Source organism: Oryzomonas rubra (assembly GCF_008369015.1).
GTDB classification, from domain to species: domain Bacteria; phylum Desulfobacterota; class Desulfuromonadia; order Geobacterales; family Pseudopelobacteraceae; genus Oryzomonas; species Oryzomonas japonica.
Genome location: NZ_SRSD01000001.1, coordinates 445947 through 469387, shown reverse-complemented (window position 1 = coordinate 469387; position 23441 = coordinate 445947). Strand labels below are relative to the sequence as shown.

Annotated in this window: 22 protein-coding genes; 19 read left to right on the top strand and 3 right to left on the bottom strand. The window is 57.6% G+C overall.

Annotated elements, in window-relative coordinates; genetic code table 11:
* Nucleotides 1-89 precede the first annotated feature (89 nt).
* Nucleotides 90-1355, bottom strand: a complete 1266-nt coding sequence (locus ET418_RS02175; RefSeq protein ID WP_149305928.1) for an acetate kinase — start codon at nucleotides 1353-1355, stop codon at nucleotides 90-92.
* Between the two features lie 247 nt (nucleotides 1356-1602).
* Between ET418_RS02175 and ET418_RS02170 the strand changes: the two genes are divergently transcribed.
* Nucleotides 1603-1770, top strand: a complete 168-nt coding sequence (locus ET418_RS02170) for a DUF362 domain-containing protein (protein WP_149305927.1) — start codon at nucleotides 1603-1605, stop codon at nucleotides 1768-1770.
* Between the two features lie 94 nt (nucleotides 1771-1864).
* Here the strand turns inward: ET418_RS02170 and ET418_RS02165 are convergent, their stop codons facing one another.
* Nucleotides 1865-2077: a DUF2905 domain-containing protein gene (locus ET418_RS02165; protein WP_149305926.1), complete on the bottom strand. Its 213-nt coding sequence runs from the start codon at nucleotides 2075-2077 to the stop codon at nucleotides 1865-1867.
* The gene (locus ET418_RS02160) at nucleotides 2074-2616 is read right to left on the bottom strand and encodes an epoxyqueuosine reductase QueH (protein WP_149305925.1); all 543 of its coding nucleotides are present in this window, start codon (nucleotides 2614-2616) and stop codon (nucleotides 2074-2076) included. Before ET418_RS02160 ends, ET418_RS02165 begins: the two co-directional genes overlap by 4 nt.
* 221 nt (nucleotides 2617-2837) lie before the next feature.
* On the opposite strand from ET418_RS02160, the gene ET418_RS02155 reads away from it, so the two are divergent.
* From ET418_RS02155 to ET418_RS02070, 18 genes are all read left to right on the top strand, one after another.
* The gene (locus ET418_RS02155) at nucleotides 2838-3803 is read left to right on the top strand and encodes a KpsF/GutQ family sugar-phosphate isomerase (protein WP_149305924.1); all 966 of its coding nucleotides are present in this window, start codon (nucleotides 2838-2840) and stop codon (nucleotides 3801-3803) included.
* 1 nt (nucleotide 3804) lies between these two features.
* On the top strand, nucleotides 3805-4323 hold the full coding sequence (locus tag ET418_RS02150) for a KdsC family phosphatase (RefSeq protein ID WP_149305923.1): 519 nt from the start codon (nucleotides 3805-3807) through the stop codon (nucleotides 4321-4323).
* Nucleotides 4324-4431: 108 nt separating this feature from the next.
* On the top strand, nucleotides 4432-4989 hold the full coding sequence (gene lptC, locus ET418_RS02145; RefSeq protein ID WP_188055222.1) for an LPS export ABC transporter periplasmic protein LptC: 558 nt from the start codon (nucleotides 4432-4434) through the stop codon (nucleotides 4987-4989).
* 44 nt (nucleotides 4990-5033) lie between these two features.
* Nucleotides 5034-5501 carry a lipopolysaccharide transport periplasmic protein LptA gene (gene lptA / locus ET418_RS02140; protein ID WP_246152907.1) on the top strand — a complete coding sequence of 156 codons (468 nt, stop codon included), beginning with the start codon at nucleotides 5034-5036 and terminating at the stop codon, nucleotides 5499-5501.
* On the top strand, nucleotides 5485-6225 hold the full coding sequence (lptB, locus tag ET418_RS02135) for an LPS export ABC transporter ATP-binding protein (protein ID WP_149305921.1): 741 nt from the start codon (nucleotides 5485-5487) through the stop codon (nucleotides 6223-6225). Before lptA ends, lptB begins: the two co-directional genes overlap by 17 nt.
* An 84-nt stretch (nucleotides 6226-6309) precedes the next feature.
* Nucleotides 6310-7749, top strand: coding sequence for an RNA polymerase factor sigma-54 (gene rpoN, locus ET418_RS02130; RefSeq protein ID WP_149305920.1), 1440 nt, complete (start codon nucleotides 6310-6312; stop codon nucleotides 7747-7749).
* Nucleotides 7750-7800: 51 nt separating this feature from the next.
* Nucleotides 7801-8349 carry a ribosome hibernation-promoting factor, HPF/YfiA family gene (hpf, locus tag ET418_RS02125; RefSeq protein WP_149305919.1) on the top strand — a complete coding sequence of 183 codons (549 nt, stop codon included), beginning with the start codon at nucleotides 7801-7803 and terminating at the stop codon, nucleotides 8347-8349.
* 28 nt (nucleotides 8350-8377) lie between these two features.
* On the top strand, nucleotides 8378-9337 hold the full coding sequence (gene hprK, locus ET418_RS02120) for an HPr(Ser) kinase/phosphatase (protein ID WP_149305918.1): 960 nt from the start codon (nucleotides 8378-8380) through the stop codon (nucleotides 9335-9337).
* Nucleotides 9338-9340: 3 nt separating this feature from the next.
* Nucleotides 9341-10204 (top strand): RNase adapter RapZ, encoded by an 864-nt coding sequence (gene rapZ, locus ET418_RS02115; RefSeq protein ID WP_149305917.1) that lies wholly within the window; start codon nucleotides 9341-9343, stop codon nucleotides 10202-10204.
* On the top strand, nucleotides 10201-10596 hold the full coding sequence (locus ET418_RS02110) for a PTS sugar transporter subunit IIA (protein WP_149305916.1): 396 nt from the start codon (nucleotides 10201-10203) through the stop codon (nucleotides 10594-10596). The genes rapZ and ET418_RS02110 overlap by 4 nt, the downstream gene beginning before the upstream one ends.
* Before the next feature lie 61 nt (nucleotides 10597-10657).
* Complete coding sequence (locus ET418_RS02105; RefSeq protein WP_149305915.1) at nucleotides 10658-10924, top strand: HPr family phosphocarrier protein; 267 nt, start codon at nucleotides 10658-10660, stop codon at nucleotides 10922-10924.
* A 1-nt stretch (nucleotide 10925) separates the two neighbouring features.
* Nucleotides 10926-12668, top strand: a complete 1743-nt coding sequence (gene ptsP / locus ET418_RS02100) for a phosphoenolpyruvate--protein phosphotransferase (RefSeq protein WP_338045064.1) — start codon at nucleotides 10926-10928, stop codon at nucleotides 12666-12668.
* The gene (locus ET418_RS02095; RefSeq protein ID WP_149305913.1) at nucleotides 12665-13456 is read left to right on the top strand and encodes a prepilin peptidase; all 792 of its coding nucleotides are present in this window, start codon (nucleotides 12665-12667) and stop codon (nucleotides 13454-13456) included. The genes ptsP and ET418_RS02095 overlap by 4 nt, the downstream gene beginning before the upstream one ends.
* Nucleotides 13457-13459: 3 nt before the next feature.
* Nucleotides 13460-14977: a sensor histidine kinase gene (locus ET418_RS02090; RefSeq protein ID WP_149305912.1), complete on the top strand. Its 1518-nt coding sequence runs from the start codon at nucleotides 13460-13462 to the stop codon at nucleotides 14975-14977.
* Complete coding sequence (locus ET418_RS02085; RefSeq protein ID WP_149305911.1) at nucleotides 14974-16344, top strand: sigma-54-dependent transcriptional regulator; 1371 nt, start codon at nucleotides 14974-14976, stop codon at nucleotides 16342-16344. Before ET418_RS02090 ends, ET418_RS02085 begins: the two co-directional genes overlap by 4 nt.
* 165 nt (nucleotides 16345-16509) lie before the next feature.
* A complete protein-coding gene (locus ET418_RS02080) occupies nucleotides 16510-17295 on the top strand; it encodes a DsbC family protein (protein ID WP_149305910.1) in 786 nt (261 codons plus the stop codon).
* A gap of 41 nt (nucleotides 17296-17336) precedes the next feature.
* The gene (locus ET418_RS02075) at nucleotides 17337-18092 is read left to right on the top strand and encodes a DsbC family protein (RefSeq protein ID WP_188055220.1); all 756 of its coding nucleotides are present in this window, start codon (nucleotides 17337-17339) and stop codon (nucleotides 18090-18092) included.
* Nucleotides 18093-18131: 39 nt separating this feature from the next.
* The gene (locus tag ET418_RS02070; protein WP_149305908.1) at nucleotides 18132-23402 is read left to right on the top strand and encodes a pilus assembly protein; all 5271 of its coding nucleotides are present in this window, start codon (nucleotides 18132-18134) and stop codon (nucleotides 23400-23402) included.
* Nucleotides 23403-23441: the final 39 nt, after the last annotated feature.

Genomic DNA, 23441 nt, shown 5'->3' with positions numbered 1-23441 from the left:
CGTGATCGGCCAGGGCTTCGTCTGTCATGAAAAAACCGGCTTTACGCCGGTTTTTTCATGACAGGGGGGTGGGGGGACGGCTGCACGCGCTATTTTCGGACAAAATCCTGCTTGCCGAACGAGTATTCGAAGTGCATGTGATCGGTATAGGTACCGTTCAGGATGGCCACCACATCCTCGGTGAAGACCAACTCCTCGTCGGTGGGGATCACAAAAACCTTGACCGGCGAATCGTCCGTGGTGATCAGAGACTCCCGCTTGCGGGTCATGGCGTTTCTGTTGCGTTCCCTGTCCAGGATGATGCCTAAGTGCTCCAGCCCCTCGATGGCCTTCTCACGGATCGGGGCGCCCATCTCGCCGACGCCGGCGGTGAATACTACGGCATCCAGCCTGCCCACAACCGACATGAACGCGCCGATATATTTCTTCAAGCGATAGGCCTCTATTTCCAGGGAAAGCTGGCACCGGAGGTCGCCGGCCTGGGCGTGCTCGATCACGTCCCGGCGGTCGGTGAATCGCCCGGTGATGCCCATGACGCCGCTCTTTTTGTTGAGGATACTGTCGATCTCCTTGGCGGACAGGTTTTCCTTTTGCATCATGAAGGCGGGAATCGCCGGGTCGATATCGCCGCAGCGCGTCCCCATGACGGCACCTTCCAGCGGGGTGAGCCCCATGGTGGTGTCCACTGAAATGCCATTTTTGATGGCACAGTGGGAAACGCCGTTGCCGATGTGCATGGTAATGATGTTGCATTCTTTGGGGGATTTGCCCAGGAGAACGGCCGCGCGTTTGGATACATACAGGTGCGAGGTGCCGTGGAAACCGTAGCGCCGGACCTGGTACTTCTCGTACCACTCGTAGGGCAGCGGGTAGATATAGGCGTACTCCGGCATGGTCTGGTGGAATGCGGTATCGAAAATGGCCACGTGGGGGATGGTCGGCATGAGCGCTTGGGCCGCCTCGATCCCCTCGATATTCGGCGGATTATGGAGCGGGGCCAGATGCTGGACCTCCTTGACCGCATCGAGGACCTTGTCGTCGATCATCACCGAGCAGGTGAATTTTTCGCCGCCATGCACCACGCGGTGGCCAACGGCCGAGATCTCCGCCACGCTCTTCAACACGCCGGTGACCGGGTCGGTGACGGTCTTGATGACAAGGTCGATGGCGGCCTGGTGGTTGGGGCAGTCCTGCTCGTAATGGTGGGTCTCGCGACCGGGGACCTCGTGCATGATGAACGAATCGCCGATGATGACCCTCTCCACCATGCCTTTTGCCACGATCTCCTTGCGCTCCCAGTCGAAGAGCTGGTACTTCACTGAGGAACTTCCGCAGTTCAGCGCCATTATAATCATGGTGTCCTCCCTCGAATAAACGGAGATAGATTTATAATATCAGTAAAAAAGAACACTCTTACTAAAATAACCTGTTAAAATAAAACTGTTTTTGATATATACCGTAGTGCCGTTTTGAATTCAACACATTTTGTAAAAATCCACAATGACAGGGGTCCCGTATTCTTGACTAGACAACTGATTGGCAACATGGTATACATAAAAATGTTTTCCGTAAGGAAGGCGAATCTTACAAGGAGGTGAAACCGTGGCTCATACCATTACCGACGATTGCACCAATTGCGGCGCATGTGAGGATTCCTGCCCGGTGAACGCCATCAGCGAACAGGGAGCCAAGCGTGCAATTGACGCCGATACCTGTATTGACTGTGGCGCTTGCGTGGATACCTGTCCCGTGAATGCTATCCATGCCTAATCGGCATTGAGGCAAAGTTGCTGAAAAAGCCCGTGGAAACACGGGCTTTTTTTGTAGTATACGGAAGCGTTTCGCATTTTTCCCGCGCATATTCCTATTTTCTGATAAGCCAGAGGATGAGAGATATGACGGCGGAAATCAGGATGCTGGTGGCGAGTGGGAAATAGAAGCTGAAATGCTCCCGCTTGATGGCAATGTCTCCGGGAAGCCTTCCCAGCCACGGTATGCGCGGGGCAAAAGAGAGCACAAGGCCCGCTGCCACCAGGACGAGCCCCATGATGATCAAGGGGCGCCCCATGCCGTTCATGACCGTTTTTCCCGCGGGGCGTAGCGTTCCTTTTCGCTGTAGATGCAGCCGCAATACTGCTGGCGGTACAGCCCCATTTCCTTCGACAATCTGATCCCTTCTTGCCAGTCGGTGCGGAAATCCTCATAAAAAAAAGCTACACCGAACTCTCTGCCCGCCTGTTCCCCCAGCGTTCTTATCTCGTCGTGTCGCTGGTAGCGGCTATACAGGAGCGATGAGGTGAATGCCTCAAAGCCGTGCTCGGAAGCGGCAGCCGCGGCGGCCCTCAGGCGCGAGGCGTAGCAGTAGCTGCACCGCTTCTCCGGCTCTGCGGCAACATTGGCCAAAAATCCCTCAAGATCGTACTCATCCCGGACCATGAGAGGCATGGCTTCGCCCTCGGCCATCTGTTGCGCCGCTTCACGCCGGCGGGCGTATTCCTGGTAGGGGTGGATGTTGTGATTGAAGAAAAAGCCGGTGACGGTATGGGCAGCGGCGCGCAGTCTGCGCAGCGGATAGAGGGCGCACGGCCCGCAGCAGGTATGGAGAAGAATATTCATGTCTGAAAGAGTATCCTGGTCTGGTGTTATGTTTTTTGTGATATTGTACCCCCAAGCGTCCGTTGGTTCAAAGAAAAATCAGAACGCCGGCGCCAAGTCCGTGGCTGCCGGGAACGGCGGGCGCCTCATCAAAGGTTGCTATTTTTTCTGATTTTAGGTATGTACTGCTTCGCTTGACTGAAACATGTCCGGCACATTATACGACACAGGCGGGACTCAAGATGATTTTAGAAAAAGCCAAGTGGGTGATACGGACGGAAGCCGAAGCCCTGCTGGCCATGGCGGAAAGAATCGGCGGCGCCTTCGAGGCGGCGGTCGAACTGATATTGGCCTGCAAGGGGCGTGTGGTCGTCAGCGGCATGGGTAAATCGGGACTGGTCGGGCAAAAGATCGCCTCCACCATGGCCTCCACCGGCACGCCGGCCTTTTTTCTCCATCCCGCCGAGGGGATCCACGGCGATCTGGGGATGATTATGACCGGCGACGTGGTGATCGCCATCTCCAATAGCGGGGAGACCGAAGAGGTGCTGCGCATCCTGCCGGCCATCAAGAGGATTGGCGCCCACCTGATTTCCATGAGCGGTAACCCTGCTTCTGCCCTGGCGCGCAGCAGCGATGTTTTCCTGGATGTTTCGGTCAGGGAAGAGGCTTGCCCCTTGGGGCTCGCACCGACAGCATCCACCACCGCCACCCTGGCCATGGGCGATGCGCTGGCAGTGGCCCTTCTGGTGAAGCGAGGCTTTCGCGCCGAGGATTTCGCAATCTTTCATCCCGGCGGTTCGTTGGGCAAGAAGTTGCTGTTGCGTGTCGAGGATCTCATGCATGGCGGCGAGGCGATACCACTCGTCTCCGAGCATACGCTGATGAAAGACGCCCTGTTTGTCATTACCGCCAAGGGGCTGGGGGTGACCGGCGTGACCGGTGAAGGGGGGGCGCTCAAGGGGGTTATTACCGACGGCGATCTCCGCCGGGCTCTGGAACACGGCTATGATATCCTCGGCAAGCAGGCCTCCGAGATCATGAAGCTCAATCCCAAACACATCATGCGTCAGGAGTTGGCAGCGGCCGCGTTGCAGGTCATGGAACGCTGTTCCATCACCTCGCTGTTTGTCTTTGACGACGAACAGGCGAGCGTTCCCTGCGGCATCATTCATCTGCACGACATCCTCAGGGCGGGTATCGCATAACATGGACGTGCGTCTCACAACAATCAAGCTCCTTCTCCTCGATGTCGATGGCGTCATGACGGACGGCGGCATCATCTATGATGGCAACGGCCTTGAAACCAAGGTTTTCAACGTAAAGGACGGACATGGCATCAAGATGCTGCAGCGTGCCGGCATCGAGGTGGGGATCATTACCGGGCGTTCTTCCGCCGTGGTAACCGTTCGCGCCCAGGAGTTGGGGATCGAGTTGGTTTATCAGGGAGCCCTGAAGAAATTGGAAAGCTACGAAGACGTCAAGCGGAAGACCGGCCTTGCCGACAGCCAGATCGCGTACATGGGGGACGACGTCATCGATGTGCCGGTCATGCGGCGTGTCGGATTCGCCGCTGCGCCCCATGATGCCCTTGCCGAAGCAAAGGAAGCGGCGCATTACATTGCGTCCCGCGACGGTGGGCGAGGCGCGGTACGCGAGGTGTGCGACCTGATTCTCAAGGGGTGTGGTAAGTGGAGCGAGGTCACGGCGCGTTATGATTTGTGCTGATTATTCAATCTCTGTGCCAAAAAACAAACATGGCGTACCTTTTGCTGGACAGCCCTGCCGGCCGATGGTATAGTATACGCCGATATGGTATCGCCCGGAAACATCAGGTTGGCACTGGCTATTCTTGTCATAACGGCGATTATCGGCATTGTGGCCGCCATCGCCCTGAAAGGCTCACACCAGGCGGCCCTACCGGAGCCGGTCTCGCGGCAACTTCCCCAGAACATCGACATGGCCATACACAACGCACGCTTTTACGAGGTACGGGAGGGTACGGCTGTCTGGGAACTGGTGGCCAAGCAGGCCGAGTATGACAAAAACGGCGATGTCGCCAACCTGTCCGATATTCGCATGGAGTTTGCCCGGACGGCCACTGCCGGGGCCATTACGGTGACTGCGGCACAAGGAACCTATTCCAGCAAAAGCCGAAACGTCGCTTTGCGCGGCAAAGTTCATGTGGTAACGGAGACCGGGGTCATATTCGATACCGAGACCGTTGACTACGTGGCGGCGCGTTCTCTGTTCAGGACATCGGACAAGGTGGCGTTCCGGCAACAGCGTCTGACCCTCACCGCACGGGGGATGGAGTTGGACGTAAAGAGTCAGAAAGCCCGATTCCTCAAGGATGTTGATGCCGGCGTGGCCGGCTCGAAGAGTCATAGATGAATAAGATGAAAATTAAATCATTATTATTTATAATATTTGTTAGCATGATGCTCCCGCTGTCCACCGCCTTTGCCGCCGCCCACAAGGACCGGTCGAGTCTGCCCATTGCGATCAAGGCCAATGAACTGGCCGCCGACAACAAAGGCAAAACAGCGATCTTCAGCGGCAAGGTCGTGGCAAAGCAGGGTGATATCACCATCTATGCCGACCGGCTCATCATCAATTACGGCGACAAGAAGAACGACGTCGAAAAGATCGAAGCAAACGGCAATGTGCGCATCGTCCAGGAAAGCCGTATCGGGACCGCCACCCATGCGGTCTATGAAAGCAAACTGGGGCGCATCACCTTGACCGGCAACCCAAAAATCATGCAGGGAGCCGATACCATGTCGGGTAATATCATTACCTATTTCATTGACGAGGACCGCAGCGAGGTCTCAAGTGGAGCCGGCCGTCCGGTAGAGGTGGTCATTCATCCGACGGGTAAAAAGGGCAATGCCGGTACACGCTGAACCTCTCCGGCTCTGGACCCGTGGCCTGCTCAAGAACTACGGCGGCCGCCAGGTGGTCAAGGGGGTGGACCTCTCCATCCAGGCGGGCAGGGTGGTTGGGCTGCTAGGGCCGAACGGCGCCGGCAAAACCACAACCTTCTACATGGTGGTCGGCCTTGCCCGGCCTGATGGCGGTCAGGTCTTTCTGGGCGACGACGAAATCACGGGGTTGCCCATGTATCAAAGGGCTCGCAGGGGTATCAGCTACCTTCCCCAAGAGGCGTCGGTCTTTCGTAAGCTCTCTGTGGCCGACAATCTCTTGGCGATACTGGAAACGGTCGAACCGGATCGTGATAGCCGCAAGCGTCGCATGGCGGAACTACTGGATGAATTCGGGATCGGCCATATCGCCGGCGCGAAAGGATACGCCCTTTCCGGGGGCGAGCGTCGGCGGGTGGAGATTGCCCGGGCTTTGATCACAAACCCGGCCTTTATCCTGCTGGACGAGCCCTTTGCCGGCATTGATCCCATTGCAGTGGCCGACATTCAGAACCTGATCGTGTCGCTCAAGGAACGCAACATCGGCGTGCTCATCTCGGACCACAACGTACGTGAGACCTTGGGGGTCTGTGATGAGGCATATATTTTGAGCGGCGGCGAGGTGTTGGAATTCGGTTCGCCTGACGACATCGCGTCCAGTCGCAAAGCGCGGGAAATCTACCTGGGAGACGATTTCCGTCTCTGATGGACGGCACAAATACACGGATTCTTGGTTGCAGATTCGGTGCGTACGCACTGAACATCACATCCTGTTCGAGGTAGAAGCGGCATGGCAATGGAGATGCGCCAACAACTGAAGATGACCCAGCAACTGGTGATGACGCCCCAGTTGCAGCAAGCCATCAAGTTGCTCCAGTTGACCCGCCTGGAGCTTCAGGATGTCGTGCGCCTGGAGTTGGAGGAAAATCCGCTTCTGGAAGAAAGCGTCGAGGCCGAGGAGGTTCGCGAACCCGAATCTCTGGAACTTGAAGAGAAGGAGAGCGAACCGGAACAGGCCGGCGAGGAATTCCATGAGGTAGAAACCGGCGAAGATACCCTGCGGGACTGGGACAGCTATCTGGACGGCTACAACTACAGTTCCGGCGAGCAGTACAGCGGGGAGGACGACCGTCCGTCATTCGAGAGCATGCTGACCCGCAAGGGGACCCTGAACGACCATCTGCTCTGGCAACTCCATATGGGGCCCTTTTCGGATGCCGAGGTCCAGGTCGGCGAAGAGATCATCGGCAATATCGACGAGAGCGGCTACCTGCGCGCCGCGGTGGAGGAGATAGCCCAGGTCTGCAACTGCGATTCCGAAAAGGTGCTGTCGGTTCTGGAGCGCATCAAGGAGTTCGACCCGACCGGCGTCGGTGCCCGCGATCTGAAGGAATGTCTCTTGATCCAGGCCCGCTTTCTGGGGATGGAGGGGAGCGTCGTCGAGCGGGTGCTGCTCAACCACCTGAACGACCTGGAAACCCGCAAGTACAAACAGATCGCCCGGGACCTGGGGGTCGATCTCAATCAGGTGCTGATGGCTGCCAAGATCATTGCCGGCTTTGACCCCCGCCCGGGCAGGATTTACGGCTCCGAGGACGTGCAGTACATCTCGGCGGATATCTTCGTCTACAAGGTGGGCGAAGAATATGTGGTCATGCTGAATGAAGAAGGGCTGCCCAGTCTCCGTCTGAGCCCCTATTACACCGAGGTGAAGGGCAACGCCGGGGTCGATTCCCGGGCCGAGGAGTATATCAACGAAAAAGTCCGCTCGGCCATGTGGTTGATCAAAAGTATTCAGCAGCGCCAGCGCACTATCTACAAGGTCGCCAAGAGTATCATCAGGTTCCAGCGCGAATTTCTCGACCGGGGCATCGAATTCCTGCGCCCTCTGGTGCTGCGGGATGTGGCCGACGATATCGGCATGCACGAATCCACGATCAGCCGGGTCACCACCAACAAATATATGCAGACCCCCCAGGGGTTGTTTGAGCTGAAATATTTCTTCAACAGCGGCCTTTCGACCAGCGAGGGGGATTTCGTCGCTTCGGAGAGTGTCAAAAACCGCATCAAGGAGATTATAGAAAAGGAGGATCCGCGTAAGCCGCTCTCAGATCAGAAAATCGCCGAGCTGCTTTCCGGGCAGACCGTCAATATTGCCCGGCGCACGGTCACCAAGTACCGCGAACTTTTGAGGATCGGCTCCTCATCTGAACGAAAGCGGCATTTCTAAACCTCAAAGTCCGAGGCACCACTCAACTACACGCTACACGAGGAGGAAGGTATGCAGGTAACAACGACATTCAGGCACATGGAACAGAGCGATGCCCTCAAATCGTATGCCGAGGAAAAGCTTGAACGGGTTACCAAATATATCGACGGGCCGATCACTGCCCAGGTGTTCTTCACGGTCGAAAAGAAGATCCGCCACATCGCGGAGATCGTCATAAACGCTAAAGGCGTCAGCAGCAAGGCATCCGAGGCGACCAACGACATGTACGCCGCCATCGATGCCGTAATCGATAAGATGGAGCGCCAGCTCAAGCGCTACAAGGAAAAGATCAAGACCCACAAACCCGCTACCGACGAGCGTGGCCGTCAACTCACCAAAAAGGTGTTCCAGGCCGAGAGTATTGAAGCCAGCGGCGAGCCGGTCGTCATCAAGGCCAAAACGGAAACGGCCAAGCCGATGTCGGTGGAGGAGGCGGTCATGCAGATGGATCTGCTCAATAAGGATTTCATCGTCTTTACCGACTCGACCAACAGCGAAATCAACGTTCTCTATCGTCGCAAAGACGGCAACTTCGGCCTGATCGAGCCTCAACGGGCGTAATTGCCGGACAGGCGCGCTGGAGATGCAATTGGACGGAATCAGCCTTTCCATACAGGAAATACTGGATGACAGCGAGTACGGTCTGGGCCTGAAACTGCTTGCCGGCCAAGCGGGGATGGGGAACCGGATTTACAGTCCACGCATCCAGAAGCCCGGCCTTGCCCTGAGCGGTTACACCGAGCACCTGCATCCCGAGCGGATTCAGGTGCTCGGCAACACCGAAATTTCCTACCTCAATCAGGTCGACGACCGTCTGGCTGCGGAGAGCATCAAGACGCTCTGCGCATTTCCGATCTCCTGCTTTATCATCACCAAGGGACTGCTGCCCCCCCATTGTCTGCTGGATGCCGCAGATAATGCCGCCATACCGGTCCTCAGCACCCCTCACCAATCCTCGACCTTCATCTCGCTGATCACCAAATTTCTTGAAGAACGCCTGCTCCCCACCACCCATCTGCACGGTGTGCTGGTCGACGTGCTGGGAGTCGGTATCCTGCTGACCGGCAAGAGCGGCATCGGTAAAAGCGAGTGCGCCCTTGATCTGGTGATCCGTGGGCATCGGTTGGTGGCCGACGATATGGTCTTTATCAAGAAAAAGGTGCCGGCGGCCCTCGTCGGCCTGGCCGAAGAGGCTATCCAGCACCTGATGGAGATTCGCGGACTGGGCATCATCAATATCAAAGATCTTTACGGCGTCTCGTCCATCCGGGAAAAGAAGATCATCGACATGGTGCTGGAACTGGTCGAGTGGGACCCCAACCAGGAATACGACCGCCTTGGCCTGGATGATCGCCGGAAAACCATTCTGGGGGTCGATATCCCCCATATCTGCATACCGGTCAGGCCGGGACGCAACCTGGGATCGATCATCGAAGTGGCTGCCCGTAACTTCCTGCTCAAAGGAATGGGGTATCATTCTGCGCGGGATTTTCAGGAACGGCTCATGTCGCGGATTGAACTGCGCCCCTTGGGCAACGAGGTGGAGTAGGCCATGCGCATCATTGTGATAACCGGCATGTCCGGCTCGGGAAAGTCAACGGCGGTCAGGGCCCTGGAGGACGAGGGCTTCTATTGCATCGACAATCTGCCGGTACGCCTCTTCAAGCGTTTTGTCGACCTGATCGAGAAATCGGGCGAGACCTTCAAGGGGATCGTTCTGGTCGCCGACATCCGCGGCCGTGAATTTATCAAAGGCTACGAAAGCGCTTTTCAGAAAATCCGTAATGCCGGCCACAGCATCGATATATTCTTCTTCGATGCCCTCGATGAAACCCTGGTCCGGCGTTTTTCCGAAACCCGTCGTCGCCATCCCGCCGCCGAACATTGTTCGGTCAGCGAAGGGATCCGCATCGAGCGTGAACAGCTTTCCGGGCTGCGTCAGATGGCATCCAAGATTATCGACACCTCGGAATTCAACGTCCATCAACTCAGGGATTTCGTTCTGAGGATCGTCAGGGGCGAGGAGGGGGAGAGTCCATTTGTCGTGGATGTCCAATCCTTCGGTTTTCGCTACGGTATTCCTATGGAGTCGAGCATCGTCATGGATGTGCGGTTTCTCCCCAACCCGTTCTTCGTCCCGGAGATGAAGAATCTGTCGGGGCTTGATCCGGAGGTGCGGGACTATGTCATGGGACTGCCGGAGACAAAAAGCTTCATCGACTCCTTTTTCCCGCTGGTAAATATGCTGATACCGGCCTATCAGAGGGAGGGGAAGGCATACCTGACCATCTCCATCGGATGTACGGGGGGGCGTCATCGTTCGGTTGCCATTGCCGAAGCAACGGCGGAACACCTGCGACGCAATTTCCCCGCAGTGCGTATTACTCACAGAGATATTGAAAAGGGACAACAATGACAGGACTGGTTCTTGTAACTCATGCGGGCTTGGCTGAGGCGCTGCTGCATACGGCAGAGATGATCGTGGGCCAGATCGACGCCTGCGAAAAGGTCGAGGTCGCGGCTGACGAACGTTCCGAGCCGATTATGGCCAAGGTGGTTGCCGCGGTGGAAAAGGTGAGTGGAGAAGGTGCCGTCATCATGACGGATCTGTTTGGCGGGACCCCCTCCAATATGGCCATGTCTTTTTTGAAAGACGGCGCCGTCGAGGTGCTGACCGGCGTCAACCTGCCCATGATCATTGAATTCTGTGCAAAACGTTCCCGTATGGGTATTCCCGAACTGGCGGCCGAACTTCAGCGGTGCGGTCGCGAAGGCATCATCGTTGCCGGCGAGTTCCTGAAAAAATAGCGGCACCGGATTCATCGCCCATATTCGGAGCAGCGCGCTCCCACGAGGTTATAACTACGCCATGCTCCACAAGGAATGTACGATAGTCAACAAGCTCGGCCTACATGCCCGCGCTTCGGCCCTGTTCGTCAAGACGGCCAGTCGGTTCGTCTCGGAGATTCGGCTGGAAAAGGAAGGGATCGAGGTAAACGGCAAGAGCATCATGGGGATCATGATGTTGGCCGCTTCAAAGGGTACGACGGTCCGCCTGAGTGCGAACGGCGACGACGAGGAAGAGGCCCTGCAAACCATGGAAGACCTGATCGCCAATGGCTTCGGTGAAGAATGACATGCGCCTGTTTTCCGGCATCGCAATGTCTCCCGGCATTGCGGTCGGACGGTTGCAGGTTGTTGACCGCCAAAGCCCGACGGTAGAAGCCTATTCGGTTGAACACGAGTGCATCGATGCCGAGATCGAGCGCCTGCGGACCGCCATCGAGCAAACCCGCTCCGAGCTTGAAGCGATCAGGACGCGACTCGCTGAAAATGCCGGTTCCGACCACCTCATCTTCATAGAAACCCACCTGTTGATCATGTCCGACGACCGTCTGTTCAGCGAGTCGGCGGCAATCATCGAAAGCTCACGAATCAATGCCGAAGGGGCCTTGCGCCGCACCCTCCACAAGTACCGGGAATTTTTTGCCGGCATAGAGGATGCCTACCTGCGGGAACGGATCAGCGACGTCGAAGCGGTCGTCGAAAGAATCCTCCGTACCATGACCGGCCAAGTGCAGGCGCCGATCTCTGCGGAGCATGGCCAGACCATCGTCGTTGCCCATGATCTTATGCCTGCCGATATCCTGCAAATGGACAAGACGCGCATCATCGGCATGGTCACGGAGGCCGGCGGCCGAACGACCCATGCCGCAATTCTCGCCCGCGCCTTCCGGCTGCCCGCCGTGGCGGGCATCGACGATGTTGCCGATCTGGCCTACGACCATGCACCGGCCATTCTCGATGGCAGCAGCGGGACCCTGATCCTGAACCCCGACCAGGCGACCTTTCGGCGTTACCTCAAGTTGAAGCAGCGCTATGAATACAATGAACAGGCTTTGCTCAAGAGCGCCGCATTGCCCTCCCTGACGCTCGATGGGCATCGTATCGAACTCAAGGGCAATGTGGAGGTGCCGGAAGAGGGCGCTTTCGTGCTCAGCCATGGGGGGGAGGGGGTCGGACTGTACCGCACCGAGATGCTCTTCATGAATCGGCTGGAGATGCCGGAAGAGGACGAGCAGTACCGCATCTATGGCGCCATGCAACAGGCTGTCGCCCCCCATCCGCTTACCATCCGGACGCTGGATGCCGGCGGCGACAAGCTGCTGGCCGGAATCCCGCTCAGTGTGGAGCAGAACCCCGCCATGGGGATGCGCGCCATCAGGTTGGCGCTGGCCATGCCCGATGAGTTCAAAAAACAGTTGCGGGCCATCCTGCGGGTAAGCATCAGCGGCCCTACCCGTATCATGTTCCCCATGATCTCCGGACTGGAGGAGCTGCGCCGCGCGCGGGCCCTGCTGGATGAAGCCAAAGAAGAGCTTGCAACGGCCGGCCTCCCCTTTGACAAGGATATCCAAGCCGGCATCATGGTCGAGATTCCCTCGGCAGTGACCCTGGCCGACCTGCTGGCGCGGGAGGCTGATTTTTTCAGCGTCGGAACCAATGATCTTATCCAATACTCTCTTGCCGTCGATCGTTCCAACGAACAGTTGGCCCCCATGTACCAACCGTTGCATCCGGCCGTGCTCCGTTCTCTGCGGCGGGTGGTCGAGGCGGCCCACCTGGCAGGCATACCGGCGTGCATCTGCGGGGAGATGGCCGGAGATCCGTTCTTTCTGCCGATCCTGCTCGGGCTCGGTTTTGACGAACTGTCCATGAATGCCACGTCGATTCCCCGGGTCAAGCAGATGGTGCGCCGTTGCAGCAGGGAGCGCGCCGCGGAGATTGCGCACGCCTGTTTTTCCTTTGCCACCGCCGTCGAGATCGAAGCGTTTCTGAAGCAGCAGATAGCCATCCATTTTCAGACAGGTCGTGAATGATGCCCCCTATCCTTGTCCTCACTCTGTTTATCTTCGCGTTCGGTTTGGTCGTCGGCTCATTCCTGAACGTCTGCATCAGCCGCATGCCCAGAAACGAGTCGGTGGTTTTCCCTCCATCCCACTGCCCCCTCTGCAAGTACCGCATCCGCTGGTTCGACAATATTCCGCTTCTGAGCTACCTGTGGCTTCGGGGCAGATGCCGCGGTTGCGGGGCGCACATCTCGCTGCAGTACCCGCTGGTGGAACTGCTTAACGGCCTCCTGACCCTGGCCCTGTTCTGGCGATTTGGGCTTTCCCTGAGTTTCCTGGCGCTGTTTCTCTTCTGCGGCGCCCTGGTGGTGATTACCTTCATTGATATCGAACATCAGATTATCCCGGACGAGATCTCTCTGCCCGGGATCGTGATCGGCTTCATCTTCTCTTTCTTCCTACCGTGGCAGACCTGGCTCGGTTCCCTAGTGGGCATTCTCCTGGGGGGAGGCAGCCTGTTGCTGGTAGCCTCCTGCTACCAGTGGTTGACCGGCAAGGAAGGCATGGGGGGGGGCGATATCAAGCTGTTGGCCATGATGGGCGCCTTTCTGGGGTGGAAAGCCGTTCCATTCATCATCTTTGCCAGCTCCCTGGTCGGATCGGTGGTAGGGATAGCCATGATGCTGATCCTGAAGAAGGATTCCAAACTGGCCATCCCCTTTGGCCCCTATCTGGCCTTTGGCGCGGTGTTGTACATCTTCTACGGCGGGCAGCTCATCCAGTGGTATCTCCACGTGGGTAGCGCCGTGAGGGGATAAACGGTGCGCTCGATTCGACTCAGCCTGACAGTATCCATCCTTGCCTTTCTGACCTGCATGTTGCTGTTGGCGTGGCTGCTCTTCAGCACGCTGGCCTTCAAAACCTCCGCCAATGACCTCTATTCGCAAAAGGGTGACTATGGACGGACGCTGTTAAGCGCCTTTGTCGCCCAATTGCCCGATGTGGTGCCGACCTTTCCGGAGGGGATGATCCTGCCCGCATCGCCTCCGGCCGTATTCGCCCAAAAGCTGGCCGATGACGGTGTCTTCATGCGGCTCTCCCTGCTCGATGCCAATGGGAAGGTCATCTTTACTGCCGGCAAGGAATCGGTCGATATCTACCTCCCCTTCAGCGGCTCCCCCTTGTCTCTGGAGCGGGGCGCTGTCCTGCAGGGTGGGGGAGCTATCGCCCGCGTCATCCCGGTGATACGAAACGGCGTCACCGTCGGCAGGGCGGGGATCGTGTTGTCGCTCACTGCGGAGAACGAACGTCTGCATCGTTCGCAGAAGCTCTTCATGACCTATTTCGTTATCGACTTCATCCTCCTTTTGGGCTTCGGTTCCTATATCCTGTCGAGAATCGTGGTGAAACCCATCAACAGCCTGCTGGCCGCCACGGAAAAGATCACCGGCGGCCATTACAGCCAGCAGGTCCATGTTTCCGGCAGCGCGGAACTCGTCCGCCTGGCCGAATCGTTTAACGACATGTCCCGCGCCCTGCTCAGCAAGGAACGTCTGGTTTCCGAACATGTGGCTGCTCTCGAAAAGGCCAACGAGGAGTTGCGCCAAGCTCGGGAAGAGGCGATTCACACCGAAAAAATGGCCTCCATCGGACTGTTGGCGGCCGGGATGGCTCACGAAATCGGCACACCGCTGGCATCCATCATGGGATACGCCGAACTGCTTTCCGGCGAACAGCCGCATAACTCCGCCGTTCAGGATTACGCCCAGCGCATCTCCGGGGATTGCAACCGCATCGACCGCATCGTGCGGGGACTCCTGGATTTTGCCCGACCCCGCGGCAGCGCCGTCGAGGCGTGCGACCTCAGCCCGCTGGTTACCGCATCCCTCGAATTGCTGGCGCAGCAAGGGGCGTTCAAGCGCATCAAGGTCTCCACCCTGCTGGACGAGCATCTCCCCATGGCGCTGGTTGACCCTCACCAGCTGCAGCAGGTGCTGATCAACCTGATTCTCAATAGCCGCGATGCCATGCCGGATGGCGGGAAGCTGGCCATTCGGGCCAAGCAGGACGCCTGCCCGCCATTCCTCCGCCATTCCTCCTGCTGTCTGCGGCTGGATGTTATGGACAGCGGCGGCGGCATACCGGAGGAACATCTTGCGCGTATCTTCGATCCCTTTTTCACCACCAAACCGCCCGGAAAGGGGACCGGCCTGGGACTGGCCATATCAGCGCGCATCGTCGAGGCCTTCGGAGGCAGAATCACCGTGAAGAGCGTGCCGGGCACCGGGAGTTGCTTTACCGTCTGGCTTCCCGCCCAGGTTGCGGAAGACGCCCCATGACCGACGGCCCCAAACGTATCCTGGTCATCGACGACGAAGAAAACCTGCGTCACATGCTCTCGGTCATGCTGACCCGCCAGGGATATCTGGCCGACACGGCAGCCAACGGCGTTGCCGGGTTGGAACGTCTCCAGGCGGCTACGTACGACTTCATCCTCTGCGATATCCGCATGCCGGAAATGGACGGCAAGACCCTCCTGGCCCGGGCGTTGGAGTCGGGTATCGCCTCGCCGTTCATCATGATGTCCGCCTATGGGACGGTGGACACGGCGGTCGCATGCATGAAGATGGGGGCTTACGATTTCATCTCCAAGCCGTTCAAAAAAGACGAGATCGTGATGGTGTTGAAGAAGGCCGAGGAACGGGAACGCCTCAAATCGGAAAATCAGCGGCTGCGTGAGGTCGTGGCCGGCAAGGACGGTTTCTGCGGCATCATCAGCCGCAATCCGGCCATGCAGGAGCTATTCTCCCAGATCCGCAGGATTGGCGACCTCAAAACCACTGCGCTGATCCTGGGGGAGTCCGGCACCGGCAAGGAGTTGGTGGCAAGCGCCATTCATACCTGTGGGAACAGGGCAAAGCAACCGTTCGTGGCGGTCAACTGCGGCGCCATCCCCGAAAACCTGCTGGAAAGCGAACTGTTCGGCCATGTGCGGGGTGCCTTCACCGACGCCTCAGGCGACAAAGCCGGCCTGTTCGAACAGGCCGACAATGGGACCCTCTTCCTCGACGAGATCGGCGAGATGCCGCAGGCTTTGCAGGTCAAGCTGTTGCGGGTGCTTCAGGAGGAGGAGATCCGCCGGGTGGGGGCTGCCGCATCCCGCAAGGTCAATGTGCGGGTCGTCTCGGCCACGTCACGAGATCTGGAAGCGGATGTGCGCTCCGGCCGCTTCCGGGAAGATCTCTACTTCCGGCTGAACGTATTCAGCATCACCCTGCCGCCGCTCAGAGAGCGGATCGAGGATATTCCCCTCCTGGCGGAACATTTTATTGCCAAATACGGAGCCGGCGATGGCGCCGCACCGGTCAGGATCGTTTCGGAGACCATGCGGCTCTTGACCGCATACGACTGGCCCGGCAATGTCCGCGAACTGGAAAACGTTATCGAGCGCGCCACCATCCTTCGCGTCGGCGACGCTATTACCGCCGAGTGCCTGCCTCCCAGGCTTCGGGGCGGGGTGAGAACCTCCGAAGTACACCTGTCGGACGAAAACCTCTCCATCAAGAAAGCTGAAGACGCCCTGGAGCGGGACCTTATCCGCAAGGCACTGATCAAGACCGGCGGCAACCGCACCAAGGCCGCCGTCATCCTGGAAATCAGCCACCGCTCGCTGCTGTATAAGCTCAAAGAGTTCGGGATTGAGTAAGCAAAAATTGCATAGTTGATCGGCGGACGACCGATCAGGTATGAAAAAAATGCAGGGTCACTCGGGCGCCAATTGTAAAACTCATTAAAAACAATGTGTTGCCGGTTTGTGATTTAAGGCACTTATTTTGCTTGATAATCGCTACATTCCCCGAAAGGAAGTATTATGTTCAAGATACTGTTTTCCGCTGCCGCACTTATCTCTCTTTTTACCACCCCGTTATTCGCCATGGATAAAGTAGGCCATAGCAATGACTGTACATCATGCCACACTTTTTCGATTACGGAGGCTGCGGAACTTCTCAAGGGGGCCGGCGGAACGGTAAAGTCCGTCAAACCCGCCCCCATAAAGGGGATGTTCGAAGTCTTGATGGAAAAGGACGGCAGGCAGGGCGTCGTTTATATCGACTACGCCAAGAAACGCCTCATGCAGGGCCTCATCATCGACCTGACAACCCTGCAACCGGTCTCAGCCCACGTACCGGAGCAGTCCCAGCAGAAACAGGTGACCTCTCTCGATACCAAGACCATTCCTCTGGAAAACTCGATTGTCATGGGCAACCCCACGGGCGCCAAGAAGCTGTACGTCTTCACCGACCCGGACTGCCCCTACTGCCGCAAGTTCCATGCTGAACTGAAGACGCTCGCCAAAACAACGTCGGATGTGGCGATTTACATCGTCCCGTTCCCGCTGCCTATGCATCCGGGCGCCTACGACAAGGCGCGGGCGATTCTGGAGGTAAAGAGCCTTGATGTGCTGGACAAGGCCTTTGAAGGGAAAGAAGTTCCCAAACCGGCGAAAGACGCCAGCAAGGCCCAGGTGGATGCCAATATCAAATTCGGCAATGCCAACGGCATTTCCGGCACCCCCACGCTGGTCCTGCCGGACGGCAAGATTTTGGTTGGGGGCAGGGATGCGGAGACGTTAAAAAAAATGCTGGAAGAAAAATAGGCTAACGCATGAGTTTAAAAAATTGCATTGCGATAGGTGCGATGTTGCTGCTGTCAACCCCCACGTTGGTGTTGGCTCATGAAAGCGCTGTTCGTGGCGATTGCACTTCGTGTCACACCCTCTCGCCGGCGGAGGCCACCCAACTCCTGAAAAAAGGGGGCGGGACGGTCAAATCCGTCAAGCAGGCGCCCAATCGCGGCATGTTCGAACTACTTGTGGAAAAAGACGGTCGAGAAGGGATCGTGTATCTCGATTATGGCAAGAAGTTCCTGATACAGGGATTAGTCCTCGACCTGGATACGTTTGAACCCGTTGCATCCCACGGCACCCCGGCCTTGCAGCCCAAGAAGATTGCAAGCATTAACCCGGTTTCCGTCCCGGATCAGTATGCCCTGAACCTCGGCAACCCCGACGGTGCAAAACGTCTCTACGTCTTCACTGATCCCGACTGCCCCTATTGCCGCAACCTCCATGGCGAACTGAAGAAGTTGGAGAAGCTGGCCCCCGACCTGTCGATACGTGTCATGCTCTTTCCCCTGCCGATACATCAGGGAGCCTATGACAAGGCGCGGGTCATCCTGGGACGTAAGAGCAGGGAACTGCTGGATGCTGCCTTCGAAGGGAAAGACCTGCCGCAACCGGTGGGTGACGAAGGCAAGGCGCAGCTTGACGCCGTCATGGGCTTTGCCTATGCCCATGGCCTTACCGGCACACCCACCATCGTGTTTCCCGATGGCTCGGTGGTGGTAGGCATTCGGGATGCCGTGACGTTGAAAAGTTTGCTGGAACGCATGTAGAAAACGGCAAGACGCAGGAGCACTGTGGGAGGAGTTACCATGAAATGTAGACTGGACATACCTGGGTTGGTTTTAGCTGCGTTGCTGCTGGCATTTTGGGGGGAGGGGACTCCGCTGCACGCGGCTTCCAGCCAGACGACCTATACCCCGAGCATGTCGGATTACTGCGTGCAGCCACCGTTCCTGGCCGGTTATGTCCCCCCCCAGGTGCTGTTCACCATGGGGAAGGACCACAAATTCTACTATCCTGCCTATAACGACGCCTCGGACATCAACGGCGACGGCCAGCTCGAAACCGGGTACACCCACTCCTACGATTACTACGGCTATTTCGACTCCCATAAGTGCTACAACTACAATAGTTCCGGCGGCCGCTTCGAACCCTACGGCGAGGTGGACGCCCAAAAGTACTGCACCGGCACCAACGCCGGCATGTGGAGCGGCAACTTCCTCAACTGGGCCACCATGTCCCGGGCCGATGTCATCAAATTGGTGATCTATGGCGGCTACCGCACCTCGGACAATCAGGGGAACGCCTACGATGTGATCAGCGGCGAATATATCCCCCAGGACGGCCATATCTGGGGTAAGGAGTACCTGGGGAGCGACGCCCCTAAACTATTCCCCTCCGGAGGCAGTAATCGCGCCCTGTTCTGCGTCAACGGGACCACGGTCGGCGGCAACAACATCTCGCAATTGAAGGTCATCCCCGATGCCACCGCAGTGTCGGGAGTGACGGTTACGGGCGGCTTGCGGGCCTGGAACTGGGTCAACGTGGACGGTAACAGCAATATCTGCTCCGACAACGCCATCGATCTGAATGGCGACGGGCAAGCCGAGTCCGCCACTCTAACGGGACTGACCAAGTACAACGTCTCGGTCAAGGTGTGCGATCCTGCCTCCGGCTTCATCACCGACGCCAACTGGGAGACGAAGCACTGCAAGGCCTACGGCACCAACTACCGTTCGGTGGGGCTGATGCAGCTTTATGGCGAGACCGCCAACAGCGCCAAGGTCTGCAGCAAGGACATGTACACCGCCTGCACCAGCGACAGCAGCTGCTCCTCCATCGGCAAGGGGCAGTGCGTCAATGCGGCCAACATGTTCTTCGGCATGATCGCCGGTTCCTACCAGAACCCCAAGGCGGGCGGGTATATCAGAAAGGATATCTACAGCATCAACGAGGAGACCAACCAGAGCAACGGCCAGTTCCAGACCTCCGCCAGCAGCGGCAAGGGGCTGCTCATCAAGTCCATCGAGCAGTTCAAGGCCCAGTCGAGCTATCCGCTGAACACCCAGTGGGGCAACCCCATCGGCGAGATCCTGTACGAAGGGATGCGCTACTGGGCCGGGAAGGGCAGCCCTACATCCGACTTTGTTTCCGGCATTTCCAACGGTTCGAACGGCGACAACGGCAACTATTCCTCCCAGCCTTCCTGGGACACGCCGGCGACCCTCTATCCCGCCTGTTCCATGCGTTTTAATCTGGTCTTTTCCGATGTCTACAACAGCTTCGACGACGACCAGTTACCCGGATCGGCCTTCAACAGCAGCTTTACCGGCGACCTCCCCAACCTGAACGTCCAGACACTGGCCAATCGTATCTGGAATAACGAAAATGTGAATAACTCAATGACCTCAATGGTTGTTGGGGAGTCAGGAGCTAATGCGTCCGGCCGTTGCGACAGCAAAAATGTCAGCGGCATGGGGAATATCCGCGGGCTCTGCCCGGCCGAGGGGGATCTGAAGGGATCCTATTACCCGGCCGCCGTGGCCCTGTACGGCCACAACTCGCTACTGAGCAACACCAGTACCCCGAACGCGCTGACCTATGTGGTGGCCTTTACTTCCAACGTACCTGAGATCAAGGTGACGACAGCAGCCAACACGCAGGCCCTGATTATGCCCTACGGCAAGTCGGTGTCCAACAGTTACGGTTGGAACTGCACCACATCCAATACAAACTTTAACGTTGCACAAGTGACTGACGCCGCAGGGAATCTCGTGTCGAATCTGAGTATCGACGCGAAATCAGGCTCTACCACCTCCAGTTGCCCACCCATGGCAACAGTCGGTTACTATGTTCTCGATACCGAGTACGACTCTTCCAATAACCTCAAGTATGTCAAGTTCAACACCTCCTTTGACGATTTGGGAGGGACCGATTATGACCTGGACGTACTGGCCGAATATACGGTCTGCGCCTCTGGAGCGACCAACTCGAACTGTGCGGCGGCAAACCCTACGGGCGATCAGGTATGGGTGCAGGTCAAACGGGTCTATTCGTCAGCCGGCAATCCCGACGCGTTTGGTTTCACCATTGCCGGTGTGGGAGACAGCTCCGGCGCCTACATGATTGTCCAGCATACCGCATCCCCACCTTCGGGTTCGTCATGGGCCAACACCACCAACCCATTGCCCACGACCTCCCAGTCCATGACCTTCCATGCAAGCTCCGCAACCGTTTCACTGCCCAAGCCGCCCCTCTGGTATGCGGCCAAGTACGGCGGGTTTAAAGACTCGGAGGGGACCGGGATGCCCTACACCGATGCCACCTGCGACCCCGCCACCCGCGGCTCGAACACGCGCAATACCCGCTGCAACGAATGGGATACCGTGGGGAACGGCACCCCGGACAACTACTTCCTGGTGACCGACCCGAGCAAGATGGAGGAGCAACTGCGCAAGGCACTCGATTCCATCCTGGCGCGGGTCGCCTCGGGTACGGCGGCGTCGATCCTCAACAACAGCCAGGGGAGCGGCGCCAGCCTGATCCAGGCGGTCTTCTTTCCGCGCAAGGACTTCGACAACGGGACGTCGGGTTACTGGATCGGCGAGCTTTATAATATGTGGTATTACCTGGATCCGTTCCTCCAGACGACTTCCATCAGGGAAGATACGAATAAAGATTATAAATTGAACCTGAGAGATGACAGGATTGCCCAGTTCTATTTCGATTCATCCCAGAACAAGACCCTCGTGCAGCTGTACAGCGACGCGAATGGCGACGGCACGCCGGATTCGGCGACGCCGGACGTCGTGGTGGACCCCGATACGATCAGCAGTTTATGGAAGGCCGGGAAAACCTTGTGGACCAGGAACCCCACCAGCGACCCGCGGCTGCTCTATACGCACACGGATGATTCTTCCCTGGACGTCTTCAATAGCAATAGTTTAACCAAGTTCACCACTCTGACCTCTGCCTACAATCCGGCATTGCAGAATAAGAGCACCATCCTGTCGTTGCTCGGCATGTCCGACGTCACGAAAACCGGCAAGGTGATCGACTACATCAACGGCAGTGACCAGAGCGCGGATAGCGACGGCACCCGCTACCGCAACCGCAAGATCAGCATCGATAATTGCGGCGTCAGCAGCACCAATCTGGAACCCACCTCCACCGATAGCTGTTATCGTGTCTGGAAACTCGGCGATATCGTAACATCCACCCCCAGGGTGGTTTCCACGGTGAGCCAAAACTCCTACAACCTCACCGTTCCCAACGGCTATAACGACCAGACCTATGCCGCCTTTCTTAAATCGTCTACCTACCAGAATCGAGGGATGGTGTTCGCCGGCAGCAACGACGGGATGCTGCATGCCTTCCGCCTGGGGATTCTCAAGGAGTTGAGCGGCAGATTCGACAAGGCGCAGTTTTATTATTCCGGCAGTCCGGCTACCAGCAGCAGCAATCTGGGCCGGGAAGAGTGGAGTTTTATCCCGAAACAGGCATTGCCCTTTCTGCCCTACCTAAAGGATCCGGCCTATTGCCATATCTATTATGTGGATAAATCGCCATCGCTCATTGATGCGAGCGTCATAAAACCGTCAGCATGCTCCTCGTCCGCGAACTATTGGGATTGTGTCAAGAGCACGGACGGTTCTACCTGGAAGACCGTGCTGATTGGGGGAATGGGGTATGGCGGCGCGGCCAAATGGAACGGAGACCCGGCCTACAACGCTCCGACAGACAGCGTCAAAACGCCCATCAAGGGGACAACCGCCGCTACCGGGGTTGGGTATTCCTCCTACTTTGCACTCGACGTGACCAACCCTACCACCCCCACGTACCTGTGGGAGTTTCCCGGCACGACCTCCGCTGTCGGTCAAACGGGCTTTTCCACGACCGGCCCGGCATTTGTCCGCATTGCGGGAAAGGTCAAGGCGTCGGACGGCGTGACGGACACGGCTGCGCCTGACCATACAAAAAACGGTCGCTGGTTTGCCGTGTTCGCCTCGGGCCCCACTGGATACATCGATACGGTAAAGCATAACTTTACGGGGCAGTCTGATCAGCAACTGCGTATCTTTGTGGTTGATCTAGCTACCGGTGCCCTGGTGCGGACGATCGACAAATTCGCCGATAATACGACTCTTCCGGCTAACGCGTTTGCCGGTTCCCTGTCCACCAGCGTCATCGACACTGATCGTTGGAATTCGGCGTCCACCGGTTGGTACAGTGATGACGCCGTCTATATCGGGTATGTGCAACAGGCCAGCGATGGCACCTGGACCAATGGCGGTGTGATACGATTGGTGACCAAGGAAAGCACCGATCCCAGCACCTGGGCCGCCTCGCCCCTTATCAGCGGTATCGGCCCTGTTACCACTTCGGTGACCAAGCTTCAGGATCGCAGCAACAAAAACCTCTGGCTGTACTTTGGAACCGGACGTTATTTTTTCAAAGGCGACGATGGTACGGGGCAACGGACCCTGTACGGCGTCAAGGAGCCCTGCTACAGTACCGCGAACCGGTATGGCCGGTTTAGCGGGCTCAACAACATCACTGGTGGAACGGACAATGATATCGATCCCACCTGCACCGATGCGTCACCATCAGGGTTGGTGGACCAATCCGGCTCAAGCTCGTCTGCGCCGGCCACGACCATCAGTAAGACCGCTCCAGGGTGGTACATCAACCTGGACGCGGCCGACAGCACCAACTCCATCAATGCCGAACGTGTGATTACCGACCCTATTGCCAGTGCCGCCGGAGCGGTGTTTTTCACTACCTTGAAACCGAGCGGCGATGTGTGCAAATTCGGTGGCGACACCCTGATATGGGCGGTGCGCTACGATAGCGGAGGAGCGCCGCCCTCCGCGGCCATGCAGGGAAAAGCCCTGATACAGGTTTCCACCGGGGCCTTCTCGCAGATATCGTTGCAGTCGGCTTTCGGCAGCTCGAACCAACGGTACAATTCGAGGCGTCTGGCTACCCCGATTTCCGGAGTTCCCCCCGTTTCCCAGGGGCTCTCACTGGTCACGAACCCGCCGCCGGTAAAGAAGTTCCTGCATGTTAGAGAGAAGTAATGCTGTTATGTGCCGGGTGAGGGTGCAAATTTCTTTTTG